The organism is Beijerinckia sp. L45 (assembly GCF_009765775.1).
GTDB lineage: Bacteria > Pseudomonadota > Alphaproteobacteria > Rhizobiales > Beijerinckiaceae > RH-AL1.
Genome location: NZ_LMUU01000050.1, coordinates 1 through 12,148 on the forward strand (window position 1 = coordinate 1; position 12,148 = coordinate 12,148).

Here is a 12,148-nt window from a genome sequence, read left to right on the forward strand (position 1 = left end):
GCAGCGGCAGAACGATCGACATGGCAAGCAGTGCGATCGTCGGACGAGACATGCGGCGGGTGTCCGGCCCGGTGGCGGCGGACGACACCGTGGTCATGACACGGCCCGGCCGGAGACGCCGCGTCGCGACAGGGTGCATTCCCCGAGATCGATTTTCAGAATGCGACCAGAAAACACAGAGCCGGCGACGCAAACCGGGCCGGGATGTCGATGGTCAAGGGACGGTTGGCAGTACACGTTCGACGTCACCGAGCTCGCGCGGCGGGTCCCGCCGATGAATATCGGTTGAACCGTTACCAGCCGCGGGCGCGGATTGCACCCCACCCAAGGTACTCCAGCGCCACAAGGCGTCCACGGGCAGGCGGACCATCATGAAACCGTGCTCGAGGATGGCCAGGGCCAGCAGCGCGGCGAGCAGGAGGGAGCCGGCCAGGGTCGCGGCACTCGCCTCCGCCGCGAAGGCGCGCTGGATCAGCATCACCGTCGCCAGGATCGAGACGATCATGGCCAAGGGAAACAGCCGGTTCACCGCGCCGCGAACAAAATAGCTACGGAGGAACGTCAGGTGATCCGGCATCACCGCGTCGTTCAGGACCGGCACGCCGAGGAACAGATTGAGCTTGGCGCTCAGGCGCATCACCCACAGGATCAGAAAGGTGAAAAAGCCGACCTGGTTGACGGTGCCGAAGGTCACGGCGGCCACCGCCGCGCCCGAGCCGATCAGGGCAAGCTCGTGATAAAGGATGGCGCCGATCGCATAGGCCACGCGCCGCAGTCCATGGCTAGCGGGCGGACAGGGAAGCGGCCGCGGCCCGGTGAGAAACCCCGTGAGGAAGGCGAGCTCCTGGGTGCCCCACAGCAGGATCGCGGCGGTGAAGGCGACGTAGGCGCCGGTAACACTGTCGTCCGCACCGCTGCGGGCAAGCCAGTAGAGGCTGACGGGGAACAAGACGGCCGCACCGACGAGGCTCCAGACGATCGTCCTGCGGCGGCGCAGCACCAGCAGCAGCACGATCCCGGTGGAGAACCACCAGACGAACAGCGCGTAGAGGATCGGCGGCGCCACGGCTCCCATCGCCGGCCTACCAGGCCGGCGCGAGAAGCACGGACTGCGGCAGGGCCGTGCGCTTGACCGGGAGCAGATAGAGGCGCGCGAAGACGCTCGCCGCCGCGAGCGCCAGACCCGCCGCCTTGACCCGCCCGACGAGGCCGCCGCGCGCCTTGGCATCGGCGCGAGCCGCGGTGATGCGCAAAAGGCGATCGAGGCCGGCACGAAAGGCCGGACGATCGAGATCGAGCGCGACGGGAAACACTTGTCTGGCGATGGCGTTGGTGATGCGGAACACCCGAAAATCATAGTCGGTCGGATCCATCCCGACGGCTTCGTGGAAGGCCGGCCGCATGTGGTCGCGCACATACATCGTGGCATAGACGGCCAGGAGAAAGAACCGGATCCACAGCGTGTTGCGGCCCTTGAGAAGAGACGGATCGGCGCGCATCAGCAGCGCAAAGGCTTCGCCGTGGCGGAACTCGTCGTTGCACCATTTTTCGAAATACTGAAAGATCGGGTGGAACAGGCGATTGGGGTGCCGCTCGAGCTGGCGGTAGATCGTGATGTAGCGGGCGTAGCCGATCTTCTCCGACAGGTAGGTCGCGTAGAAGATGAACTTCGGTTTGAAATAGGTGTATTTCTTCACCTTGGTGAGAAAGCCGAGATCGATGCCGATTCCAGCATCCTTCAGCGTCTCGTTGATGAAGCCGGCATGGCGGGATTCGTCGCGCGCCATGTAGGTGAAGAGTTCGCGGATATCCTTGTTCTTGATCTGCTTCTTGATCTCGGAATAGAGCACGCAGCCGGAAAATTCGGCGGTCAGCGAACTGACGAGAAAGTCGGTGAACTCCTTGCGCAACTCGTCCGGCAGGCTGGCGATGAGATCGGCGGCGAACGGCGCTTCGCGGCGGAAATGCGCCTTGTTGTGGTCGGCGCGCAGCTCCGCCATGGTCGCATCCCATTCGCTGCGCACCCGACCGACATCGAGCTTGTCCATCGCCGCGAAATCGGTGGTGTAGAACCGCGGCGAGAGGATCGTGTCCTCCTTGGCGATGTCGAGGCTCGCGTTGGTCATCGCGACCGAACTTGCCATGGCGCGGGAGCCGCCGCCTTCCATCGGGATCATCGCGCTTTTCCTTCCGAAAAACTGACTTCGTAGAGTTCGGTCAATTCGAGGTAGCCTTCGATATAGGCCCAGGCCCGCTGCAACGGCCCGGCGCGCCGCACGCTGGCTTGGCAGCGGTAGACGGCGGATTCCCCGAACGCGATCGCTGTCGGCGCGTCGTGCACGATCACCTCGTCGCCGGGCCCGACGTCGATGCCCTGCAGATCGACATAAGCGTGCAGAGCATCAGGCGTCTGCTCGAGATCGACAGTGCATGGCACCTCGATCGTTTTCCGCGCCCATCCACCCGAGGCGCTGTGCCCGCCATGCTGAAGACTCGCCTCGGCCATGCCACGCTCCACATTCATCGCGGTGCCCGCTCGAGGAAATCGGCGAAAACCTGCTCGTTGGTCGACCCGAACGCTTCCAGTTCCAGCGTCCGATGGGTCTTGCTGTCTTCCAGCGAGAGTCGCCCATCGGCCCAGCGGGTCAAGTGAAAGGGATAGTCCGGCGCCTCATCCGAACGATGGAGGCCGTAGCGAAAGTCGTACAGCAGGCCGCGCATCGCGCCGCGCAGGAAACCGCCGGTTTTAGGCGGAACGGTGGCGATCAACGCGCCGGTCGTCGCGTCGCGGACGTCGATGCCGCGATCGGCGCGGTCCTCGAAGCGGAGGTCGCGGCTGGCGATCGCGTGCGTCGGCGGCATCGTCACGACATAGGCGCCGGTAAGCCGCGACACCGACGCTATCGCCATGGTCAGCACGAGGACGCCAGCGAGGCCGACGACCATCGCGCGGGGGACGATATTGCTCTCCATCGTGTAGCGCATCGCGGGCTCCTTTCGGGCGTGGTTTAAGCCACCGCCATGGCAGGCTCGGCATCGTGCTGACGGTGTCCGGCGTCCGCGAGAACGGGTGCGATCGCCGGCTCGGTCGACGCCGCCATCAGCGCCTTCGCGAGGATCGCCGCGACGCCGCGCGCGTCGCGGATCGAGCGCAGCATCGGTTCCGCCCGTTTGAAGCGCCACGGGCGCGCATGCGGCCACAACAGCAGGTAGGCAAGCTGATCCTCGGAGTTGAACGCGACGGTGATGTCGCCGGTGCCGTCGCGCTGCAGGTTCATCCCCGCAGAACCGATCTTGCTGAGCGGCAGGCTCAGAATGATCGGCAGCGCCGTGCCGATCTGCATGATGATCCGCTTGTCGGTGATCATGTAATGCGTCGTCATCGCAAAGATCCACGCCACGGCATAGAGGATCGCTGCCGCGCCGACGGCGGGAATGACAACCCAGAACGCCGCGACCATCGCATCCGACGCCCGCATGCCATCGCTATGCGCGGCGAACAGGTTCCAGACGGCGAGAACCGCGAAATAGCCGGTGATGGCGCGGACATGGAGAAACCGGCGGGCGAGACCGCCGGTCGTCGGGCGGCCCTGCCACAGCGCCGTCTCGTCGGCGGCGAGCTGCTCTGTGCCCTCGGGGAGAAACCGCCACGCGCTCATAGCAGCGGCCCCATGCGATCTGGCGTGGCGTAGAGGTGGCCGCCGGCGAAATAGCCGACGATCTTGTCCTCTTCGAGCTTGGTCACGCGATCGGGATTGGCGAGGATCGGCGCCTCGGCGAATTGCGCGGCGAGGATCGAGGCGACCTTGACGGTACGCCGGGTGCGGCTGATCCGCGCCATCGCCATCGGCAGCAGGACGGTTCGCAGCGCGGTCGGCAGCTCCACCTCGAGATAGCGGATCAGCACCTCCTGGCGGTCGACCCACACGTCCTTGACGGTGCCCGCGACCGCGCCATCGGCGCCGAGCACCACCATGCCGCGGGGATCGGGATCTTCTTTCGCGATCGAGTTTTCCGGCGAGATGCGCATCGGCGCGAGCACGTCATGGCCGTCGATGCCGAGTTCCGGCACATCCTCGCGGTTGGCGTAAGAGGCCGGGCCGACGCCATCGATCATCGGATTGCCGGTCGGATCCAGCGGCGCGCCGGGCCAGTAGGCCGAGGGCACGAGGGCGACGTGGCGGCGATCGTTCTGCACCTTGGGCACGGTGATCAGGCCATGCTCCTTGGTGAAGAAGGATTTGATCCGCGGCACCGAGGGGTAGCCCTGCACGACGACGCGGCCTGACGGATGATCGTGTTCGAGCGGATAGCCCTCGCGCTTGTCCTCGCGGTGGAGGTAGTAGATCAGCCCGGCGAAGAACAGCCAGAACACGTAGAGAGTCACCTGGGCGACATCGATGTAGCCCGTAATCGCGGCATGCCCCATGATTCTCCTCCTTCGTTTGTCTCAGATGCGGCCTGTTTGTTGGGCCAAAAGGAATGGTTGCTGACGCCGTGTGCGGGTAGACCGCACCAGGGGCCCGAGCGCTATGAGCGTCGCGAACAGCAGCGCGATTTCGCAATGATAGACGACGCTGTAACCAACGCCCGGACCGCTCAAAGCCGAACCCAACGAGCCCTGCGTGGCAAGCGAGGCGACGCCGTCGCGCAACAGACCGCCGGTGGCGACGGCGATGCCCGCGGCCGAGGCCTGCACCGCGCCCCAGACGCCGAGCACCATGCCGGTCTGCCCGCGCTGCGCCAGCCCCATCGCGGCGGTGAGCGTGCAATGGGCAAAGATGCCGCTGCCGAAGCCGATGAGGCCGACGCCGGCCGCAAACAGCGCGATGGAGTTCAGCGGATCGGCGAAGACCACGGCCGAGAAAGCCGCGATGCCGGTGATCGTCCCGACGGCGGCGAAGCGATACGGGTCGACGCCGCGCATCAGCCATTTGGCGGCGACGACGAAGCCGAACAGGCCGCCGACGGCCAGCACCGCGGTGAGGCCGGTCGTCGAGCCGACGGAGAGATGCAGCACCTGCCCGCCATAGGGCTCGAGCAGCACGTCCTGCATGGAAAATGCCATGGTGCCGAGCGCCACGGCGACGAGGCGGCGCACCGGCCGCCCCTGCGCGGCGAACAGCCCCCAGGATTCAGCGAAGGTCGGCCGCGCGAGATCCCGGGCGGTCGCCGCGGGATTGCGCGCCTCCTGCTTCCACAGTGCGACGATATTGATCACCGCTGTCGCCATGCCGGCGCCCTGCACCACCTTGATCAGGCGCAGCTCGGAGAAATGCGCGAGAGCCAAGCCAAAGATCAAAGCCGACGCCATCATGCCGAGCATCATCATCACGCAAAGCAGCGACACGACCTTGGGATGCGACTCCGGCGGCGCAAGGTCGGTGGCAAGCGCGAGGCCCGCCGTCTGCACCGTGTGCAGGCCTGCCCCCATCAACAGGAACGCCAGCGCTGCCGCGGCCTGCCCGACGAGCGGCGGGACGGGCATGGTGGTATCCCCGGAAAGAATGATCAGCGCGAAGGGCATGATTGCCAGACCGCCGAACTGGAGCAGAGTGCCGTACCAAAGGTAGGGCACCCGCCGCCAACCCAGCGCCGAGCGATGCGTATCCGAGCGAAAACCGATCACCGCGCGGATCGGCGCAAAAATCAGCGGTAGCGCGATCATCACGGCGACGAGCCACGTCGGCACGCCGAGTTCGACGATCATCACACGGTTCAGCGTGCCGATGAGCAATACGACCGCCATCCCGACCGACACCTGGAACAGCGACAGCCGCAGCAGCTTTCCAAGCGGCAATTCCGCCGTCGCCGCGTCGGCGAAAGGGAGAAACCGCGTGCCGAGCTTCATCCATTGCGCGGCGAGCTTTTTCTTCGGCGCTGCGGCGACATCGCTCATCGGACGACCTCCAGAGCCTGCGAAATGTAGAAGCCGGAGCTGACGCGGTGGGTGCGGTCCGTGTGCCACGCGGCAAGAGCAGGATGGCTGCGCAGCCGCTTGGTGATGGCAGAAGGGCCGATCGGCTCGATGGCCGGCGACTTGTCGCCGCGCGGGAACAGCTTTCCGACCGCGTGCATCGCAGTCAGGGCGGGCGTGCGCGGCGCGAAGGTGAAGATGATGCCGTGATCGACGCCGCTCGCGAGACGCGCCACCGCGTCCGCCATGTCGGCGGCGCGGTAGTGGATGAGCGAGTCCATCGCCACCGCGTAATCGAAGCGGCCGAGCGACGAGTCCAGCATATCGCCGGCGCGAAAGTCGATGCGGCCGCTACCGGGCAAAGCCGGCGTGCGGTCGCGCGCCAACGCCACAAGGTTCGGCGACAAGTCGATCGCGACGACGTCGGCGCCGCGCTTCGCCGCCTCGACGGCAAGCGCTCCGGTGCCGCAGCCGGCATCGAGCAAACGAGCGCCGGAAAGGTCGGCGGGCAGCCAATCCAAAATTGTCTGGCGCATCGCGTCGCGGCCGGCGCGCACGGTGGCGCGAACGCGGCTTACCGGCGCATCCGATGTCAGCCGCGCCCATGCGTCCACGGCGGTGCGATCGAAGTAGGTCTGCAGCTGGCCGCGGCGGGCGAGATAGGTGGTCTGGGTCATCAGTCGAACCCCAGCAGGTCGAAGATGTCGCGGTCTCTCAAGGCGCTCGGCGTCAGCGGCTCGGTACCGTTGTAGAGCAGCTCGGCGAGGCGGAGATATTCGTTCTGCACGGCCACGATTTCCGGCGTCTCGTCCATCTCGAACAGCGTCGCCTTCTTCAGCCGGCTCTTGCGGATCGCGTCGAGATCGGGGAAATGCGCCACCTTGTTCAGCCCCACGCGCGCGTTGAACTTGTCGACCTGATCGGTGCCGTTGCTGCGGTTGACGATGACGCCGCCGAAACGGACTCTATAATTCTTCGCCTTGGCTTCGATCGCGGCGACGATACGGTTCATCGCGAAGATCGAGTCGAAGTCGTTTGCCGTCACCACCAAAGCGCGTTCGGCGTGCTGCAGCGGCGCGGCGAAGCCGCCGCAGACGACGTCGCCTAAAACGTCGAAGATGACGACATCGGTTTCGTCGAGCAGGTGGTGCTCCTTGAGCAGCTTCACCGTCTGCCCAACGACGTAGCCGCCGCAACCGGTGCCGGCCGGCGGCCCGCCCGCCTCGACGCACATCACGCCATTGTAGCCCTCGAACACGAAGTCCTCGGTACGCAGCTCTTCGGTATGAAAATCGACGGTTTCGAGAATGTCGATGACGGTCGGAATGAGTTTTTTCGTCAGCGTGAAAGTCGAGTCATGCTTTGGATCGCATCCGATCTGCAAGACGCGCTTGCCGATCTTGGAGAAGGCTGCAGAGAGATTGGATGACGTCGTGCTCTTGCCAATGCCGCCCTTGCCGTAGACGGCGAAGACCTTGGCCGTACCGATCTTGACGCTCGGGTCGAGGTGCACCTGGACGGAGCCGTCGCCGTCGAGAAACGCTGCCGATTTGCAGGTGGGAGGCTTGATCGCGATGGTCATGCGGGTTCTCCCAAAACTTCAGCGGCTGAAATGCGCCTTGGCGTCGTACAAGGTCTCGATCGTGATGCGCGGCAATCCGCGCTCGGCGGCAAACTTCTCCGTATTGCGCCGGGCCTTGCCGCGCACGAAGAACGGGATCTTGCCCAATTCTTTTTGAGCCTCGGGTGCCCAGTCCAGCGTGATAGCGTCGGCGCTTGGCACGGCCTGCGGCATTACCAGGATCGGCGCAGCCCCCGATGCCGCGAGATGCGACGGCACGGCCGTATCGCTGAACTCGCCGTCTTCGTCGCGGAACATCCCGAGCAGGTGCTCCTCCAACCCCATCATCAGCGGATGGACGAACGTGTCGAAAATTACGTTGGCGCCCTCGAATCCCATCTGCGGGGAATAGCGCGCGGGAAAATCCTGGACGTGGACGGGCGCGGAAATCACGGCGCAGGGAATCTTGAGGCGCTTGGCGATGTGGCGCTCCATCTGCGTGCCGAGCACAAGCTCCGGCTGCAGCGCCTGGATATGCTGTTCGACGGCGAGGAAATCGTCGGTGATCAGAGCCTCCGCGCCATATTTCTGGGCGGCGTCGCGGATGTCGCGAGCGAACTCGCGGGAATAGCTGCCGACGGCGACGACGGTAAAACCGAGCTCTTCCGCCGCGATCCGAGCTGCGGCGACGGCATGGGTCGCATCACCAAAAATGAACACGCGTTTGCCGGTCAGATAGGTCGAGTCGACAGAGCGCGAATACCAGGGCAGTCGCGACTGTTCGGCATCCAGCATCGTCGACACATCGATGTTGGCGAGCGCGCCGACTTCGGCGATGAAATCGCGCGTGGCGCCGACACCGATCGGCACGACCTTCGTGCAAGGCTGCGCGAAGGCTTTTTCCAGCCACTTGGCGGAAGGCCCGGCAATCTCGGGATAGAGGACGACGTTGAAGTCGGCATCGCCGAGACGCGCGAGATCGGCGGGCGTCGCGCCCATCGGCGCTGCGACATTGACGTCGACGCCGATGCTTGCGAGCAGGCGGATAATCTCGGCGCCATCGTCGCGATGGCGGAAGCCCAGCGCTGTGGCGCCGAGAAGATTGCAGCTGGGACGACGCTCCGCCGCCCGCGGCGCGCGCTTGGCACCAGGGGCCAAGGCATGTGGCCCGGCAAAGGTCCGCACCAGCCGATAAAAGGTTTCGGCCGCGCCCCAGTTTTCCTTCTTCTGGTAGGACGGCAGTTCCAGCGCCACGATCGGCACCGGCAGATGCAGCGCTTCGGCAAGGCCGCCGGGATCGTCCTGGATCAGCTCGGCGGTGCATGAGGCGCCGACGAGGATGGCCTGCGGCTGAAACCGATCATAGGCGTCCTGCACCGCGCTCTTGAACAAGTTGGCCGTATCGCTGCCGAGGTCGCGCGCCTGGAACGTCGTGTAGGTCACCGGCGGCCGTTTCTGGCGTCGCTCGATCATCGTGAACAACAGGTCGGCATACGTGTCGCCCTGCGGCGCGTGCAGCACGTAATGCACGCCCTCCATGCCCGTCGCGATGCGCATCGCGCCGACGTGCGGGGGGCCTTCGTAGGTCCAGACGGTGAGCTGCATCTCAGGCCACCAGCTTTGTACGCCGTGCCAGGGGCCGCACGAACAGTTCGGCGAGATCGCCGGCCTGTTCGAAGCCCTGGATCGGCGTGAAGACGAGTTCGATCGACCACTTCGTGGTCAAACCTTCCGCCTCGAGCGGATTGGCGAGGCCGAGGCCACAGACGACGAGGTCGGGGTTTTGCGCGCGGCAACGGTCGAGCTGTTTTTCGACGTCCTGGCCTTCGCTCAGGACGACATCGTCGGGTAGCAGCGCGAGGTCCGCGGCGAGGTGTTCTCGATGCAGATAGGGCGTGCCGACTTCGACGAGTTTCATGCCGAGTTCGCGCGAGAGAAAACGGGCGAGCGGCACTTCGAGCTGGGAGTCCGGAAAGAAGAAGATGCGCTTGCCTTTCAGGGCAAGCCGGTAGCGGGACAGCGGTCGCATGGCGCGATCACGCGCCGGCGCCAGCACGCTTTCGACATGCGCGGGATCGATGCCGAAGGCCGCGGCCGCAGCGCCGAACCACAGGCTCGTGCCTTCGGCGCCGAGCGGGAACGGCGCATCGATGCGGGTTGCCCCGCGATCATCCAGCGCTCGCGCGGTGTCGCCGAGAAATGGCTGCGCCAAGATGTACGTCGTCTTGCGCCCGACAGCAGGTAAATCTGCGGCGCGGCGCGGCGGCAGGAACTGCACGGGACCAATGCCGAGCGCGGCAAACAGCCGCTTGAATTGATCCTCGACGACATCGGCAAGTGCGCCGACGACGAGAAGCGACGGCGCCGCGTCGGTCGCTTCCGGCGCCATCTCGGGAACCAGTGAGGCCAGGCAGGCATCCTCGCCCTGGGTGAAGGTCGTCTCGATGCCGCTGCCGGAATAATTGAGGATGCGCACACCGGGCGCATGATCGCGCGACAGCCGCAGCGCTGCGCGCGACAGATCGAGCTTGATGACTTCCGACGGGCAGGAGCCGACGAGGAACAGCAGCTTGATATCGGGACGTCGCTCCAGCAGCTGCGCGACGATGCGGTCGAGTTCGGCATTGGCATCGGAGAGGCCCGCCAGGTCGCGCTCGTCGATGATCGCGGTGGCGAAGCGCGGCTCGGCAAAGATCATCACGCCGGCGGCGGACTGGATGAGATGCGCACAGGTGCGCGACCCCACGACGAGGAAGAATGCGTCCTGGATCTTGCGGTGCAGCCAGACAATTCCGGTCAGACCGCAGAACACCTCGCGCTGGCCACGCTCGCGGATGATCGTCGGCTCGCGCCGCGTCGGCGCTGTCGCGCAAAGCCCCCCGGCCGCGGTCACGAAACCGCCTCCACCGCGGGCAGTCCCGCGCCCTGGAGCCGCGCCGCGCGGAGCTTCCAGAGAAATTGGCCGGCATTGATGACGTAGGTCGCGTAAGCGGCGAGCGCCAGTAGCATCAGCGCGTGTGCCGCAAGGGCGCCGGTCAGAAGCGCGACGACATAGGCGGTGTGCAGCGCGATCACCAGCATGCTGAACACGTCCTCCCAGAAGAAGGGCCGGGCGAACAGATACACGCCGAAGACGTCACGTTCCCAGATCGCGCCGGTGACCATGATCGTGTAGAGAGCCAGCGTCTTGACGACGATCGAGCCGGCCGCCCAGGCGTATCCTTCGCCCATGACGAGGAAGCGCACGACGAGCCCGAGACTGATCAGGAAAATCGCGAATTGTGCCGGCGCAAGAACGCCTTGGACCAAAGTCCAGACGCTACTGTCGCGCTTGAGGCGTTGTGCCGGCGTATACAGCAGACTGCCTCCGTTTTGACCCGGTGTAAAGTACCGCGAAGGTCCCCTGTCAGCCGATGTTGACGTGGCGGTAGGCCTTTGATGCAATGGCAGAACGGCATCGTCGGGTTGTGCGATGCACTCGTTTTCGTTCTTGCTTCCGACCCGCATCCGAACACCAACGGGGTTGCCCGTTGTTTCAGTTTCCAAGTCGCTTCGCTGGACGGCTCGCGGCATCGTTTCATCCAAGCCTTCTTGCACCATGAGAAAGCCTAGGCTCACAGGATCAAAGTGTCAACAAGACTAGACGTAAACCAAACTTGACGAACTGCGAAAAACAAGACCTATTTGGGGGAGGGGTTCGATCATGACCGAATTTCAAGGATTGGTAAGTGATTTCGACTTTCTGGGAGCGCCCGACCGGCCTGCTTCCGGCGACCCTTTTGCGATTTTACTCGCGGGGCTGCAGTCCAAGCGCGCCGCCGCACCGCCCTTGGATCTGCGGGCGATCGTGGAGCGGCAGGTGGTTCCGCATCTTCACGGCCTCCATCGAAATGACTTGCGCCAAACGCCGCCGCAGCCCATTTTGCCCGGTGTCAGCGCCCTCGAAGACGAGGTCACCGCTCTCTGCGACAGACTGCTGGCAAATGATCATGCCGGGGCCTGCGGCAGGATCGACGCGCTCAGGATTGAAGGCCGGTCGCTCGAGTGCATCTATCTCCATCTCCTGACGCCCGCGGCGAGCCATCTCCGTCGCCTGTGGAGCGAAGATCTCTGCGGCTTTGCGGAGGCAACGCTCGCGCTCCTGAACCTTCAAAGTGTGCTGCGGCACTTCGCACCGGCCTTTCGTGCCGAACGCGGGACGACGGATACCGGGCATCGGGCGCTGCTGGCCGCGCCGCATCGGACCGGCGTCGACGTCGCCGCGGCGATGGTCGGTCTGGTCGTCGTTTCGGAATTTTTCCGCCGCGGCGGCTGGGACTCCTGGATCGAGCCGGATCTGTCGAGCACGACGTTCGACGACACCGTGCGCCAGCAATGGTTCGACGTGATCGAGCTTCTTGTCGCGAGCGATCGGCAGCTCGACACGATTGCCTCGAGCATCCGCTCCATCCGTCGCGGGGCGCCCAACCGCTCGGTCGGCGTCATCGTCTGCGGTCAGATTTTCATCGACCATCCGGAATTCGTGCGCATGGTCGGGGCGGATCTGAACGCCGCGGACCCGCGCGCCGGCCTTTTACAAGCCAACCAATTCGTTTCCTTGCCGACACCGCAAGCGCGCCTCCGGTAACACGCGTCCTAAGACGACGAGAGCCGGATGTTCGCAGCGGATG

Annotated in this window: 13 protein-coding genes; 1 reads left to right on the forward strand and 12 read right to left on the reverse strand. The window is 65.1% G+C overall.

The genetic code is table 11. The features are described from left to right. Nucleotides 1-214: 214 nt before the first annotated feature. The 12 genes from puhE to bchF are packed head-to-tail and all read right to left on the reverse strand — an operon-like array spanning nt 215 to nt 10,838. The gene (gene puhE, locus GSQ79_RS04590) at nt 215-1,066 is read right to left on the reverse strand and encodes a putative photosynthetic complex assembly protein PuhE (RefSeq protein ID WP_158807556.1); all 852 of its coding nucleotides are present in this window, start codon (nt 1,064-1,066) and stop codon (nt 215-217) included. Between the two features lie 16 nt (nt 1,067-1,082). Further along, nucleotides 1,083-2,144: a magnesium-protoporphyrin IX monomethyl ester (oxidative) cyclase gene (gene acsF / locus GSQ79_RS04595; protein WP_246725099.1), complete on the reverse strand. Its 1,062-nt coding sequence runs from the start codon at nt 2,142-2,144 to the stop codon at nt 1,083-1,085. Between the two features lie 29 nt (nt 2,145-2,173). After that, entirely contained in the window at nt 2,174-2,506 is a 333-nt protein-coding gene (locus GSQ79_RS04600) for a hypothetical protein (protein ID WP_158807558.1), read from the reverse strand. A gap of 14 nt (nt 2,507-2,520) precedes the next feature. After that, nucleotides 2,521-2,985, reverse strand: coding sequence for a photosynthetic complex assembly protein PuhC (gene puhC / locus GSQ79_RS04605; protein WP_158807559.1), 465 nt, complete (start codon nt 2,983-2,985; stop codon nt 2,521-2,523). A gap of 23 nt (nt 2,986-3,008) precedes the next feature. Beyond that, nucleotides 3,009-3,659 (reverse strand): photosynthetic complex putative assembly protein PuhB, encoded by a 651-nt coding sequence (gene puhB, locus GSQ79_RS04610; protein ID WP_158807560.1) that lies wholly within the window; start codon nt 3,657-3,659, stop codon nt 3,009-3,011. Next, nucleotides 3,656-4,429 (reverse strand): photosynthetic reaction center subunit H, encoded by a 774-nt coding sequence (puhA, locus tag GSQ79_RS04615; RefSeq protein WP_158807561.1) that lies wholly within the window; start codon nt 4,427-4,429, stop codon nt 3,656-3,658. Before puhA ends, puhB begins: the two co-directional genes overlap by 4 nt. 21 nt (nt 4,430-4,450) lie before the next feature. Beyond that, entirely contained in the window at nt 4,451-5,899 is a 1,449-nt protein-coding gene (locus tag GSQ79_RS04620; protein WP_158807562.1) for a BCD family MFS transporter, read from the reverse strand. Then, on the reverse strand, nt 5,896-6,594 hold the full coding sequence (gene bchM, locus GSQ79_RS04625) for a magnesium protoporphyrin IX methyltransferase (protein ID WP_158807563.1): 699 nt from the start codon (nt 6,592-6,594) through the stop codon (nt 5,896-5,898). The genes GSQ79_RS04620 and bchM overlap by 4 nt, the downstream gene beginning before the upstream one ends. Further along, a complete protein-coding gene (bchL, locus tag GSQ79_RS04630; RefSeq protein WP_158807564.1) occupies nt 6,594-7,499 on the reverse strand; it encodes a ferredoxin:protochlorophyllide reductase (ATP-dependent) iron-sulfur ATP-binding protein in 906 nt (301 codons plus the stop codon). The genes bchM and bchL overlap by 1 nt, the downstream gene beginning before the upstream one ends. 18 nt (nt 7,500-7,517) lie before the next feature. Next, the gene (bchB, locus tag GSQ79_RS04635; RefSeq protein WP_158807565.1) at nt 7,518-9,083 is read right to left on the reverse strand and encodes a ferredoxin:protochlorophyllide reductase (ATP-dependent) subunit B; all 1,566 of its coding nucleotides are present in this window, start codon (nt 9,081-9,083) and stop codon (nt 7,518-7,520) included. A gap of 1 nt (nt 9,084) precedes the next feature. Beyond that, nucleotides 9,085-10,317 (reverse strand): ferredoxin:protochlorophyllide reductase (ATP-dependent) subunit N, encoded by a 1,233-nt coding sequence (locus tag GSQ79_RS04640; protein ID WP_246725100.1) that lies wholly within the window; start codon nt 10,315-10,317, stop codon nt 9,085-9,087. A 50-nt stretch (nt 10,318-10,367) separates the two neighbouring features. Further along, nucleotides 10,368-10,838: a 2-vinyl bacteriochlorophyllide hydratase gene (gene bchF, locus GSQ79_RS04645; protein WP_246725101.1), complete on the reverse strand. Its 471-nt coding sequence runs from the start codon at nt 10,836-10,838 to the stop codon at nt 10,368-10,370. A 343-nt stretch (nt 10,839-11,181) separates the two neighbouring features. Here bchF and GSQ79_RS04650 point away from each other — a divergent pair, with 343 nt between their 5' ends. Next, on the forward strand, nt 11,182-12,105 hold the full coding sequence (locus GSQ79_RS04650) for a B12-binding domain-containing protein (protein WP_158807567.1): 924 nt from the start codon (nt 11,182-11,184) through the stop codon (nt 12,103-12,105). The last annotated feature ends 43 nt before the right edge of the window (nt 12,106-12,148 follow it).

What these genes read in the sequence shown, in the direction of transcription:
- acsF (WP_246725099.1), bottom strand. Translation starts at nt 2,144, where the DNA reads ATGGCAAGTTCGGTCGCGATGACCAACGCGAGCCTCGACATCGCCAAG.
- GSQ79_RS04600 (WP_158807558.1), bottom strand. Translation starts at nt 2,506, where the DNA reads ATGGCCGAGGCGAGTCTTCAGCATGGCGGGCACAGCGCCTCGGGTGGA.
- puhC (WP_158807559.1), bottom strand. Translation starts at nt 2,985, where the DNA reads ATGCGCTACACGATGGAGAGCAATATCGTCCCCCGCGCGATGGTCGTC.
- puhB (WP_158807560.1), bottom strand. Translation starts at nt 3,659, where the DNA reads ATGAGCGCGTGGCGGTTTCTCCCCGAGGGCACAGAGCAGCTCGCCGCC.
- puhA (WP_158807561.1), bottom strand. Translation starts at nt 4,429, where the DNA reads ATGGGGCATGCCGCGATTACGGGCTACATCGATGTCGCCCAGGTGACT.
- GSQ79_RS04620 (WP_158807562.1), bottom strand. Translation starts at nt 5,899, where the DNA reads ATGAGCGATGTCGCCGCAGCGCCGAAGAAAAAGCTCGCCGCGCAATGG.
- bchM (WP_158807563.1), bottom strand. Translation starts at nt 6,594, where the DNA reads ATGACCCAGACCACCTATCTCGCCCGCCGCGGCCAGCTGCAGACCTAC.
- bchL (WP_158807564.1), bottom strand. Translation starts at nt 7,499, where the DNA reads ATGACCATCGCGATCAAGCCTCCCACCTGCAAATCGGCAGCGTTTCTC.
- bchB (WP_158807565.1), bottom strand. Translation starts at nt 9,083, where the DNA reads ATGCAGCTCACCGTCTGGACCTACGAAGGCCCCCCGCACGTCGGCGCG.
- GSQ79_RS04650 (WP_158807567.1), top strand. Translation starts at nt 11,182, where the DNA reads ATGACCGAATTTCAAGGATTGGTAAGTGATTTCGACTTTCTGGGAGCG.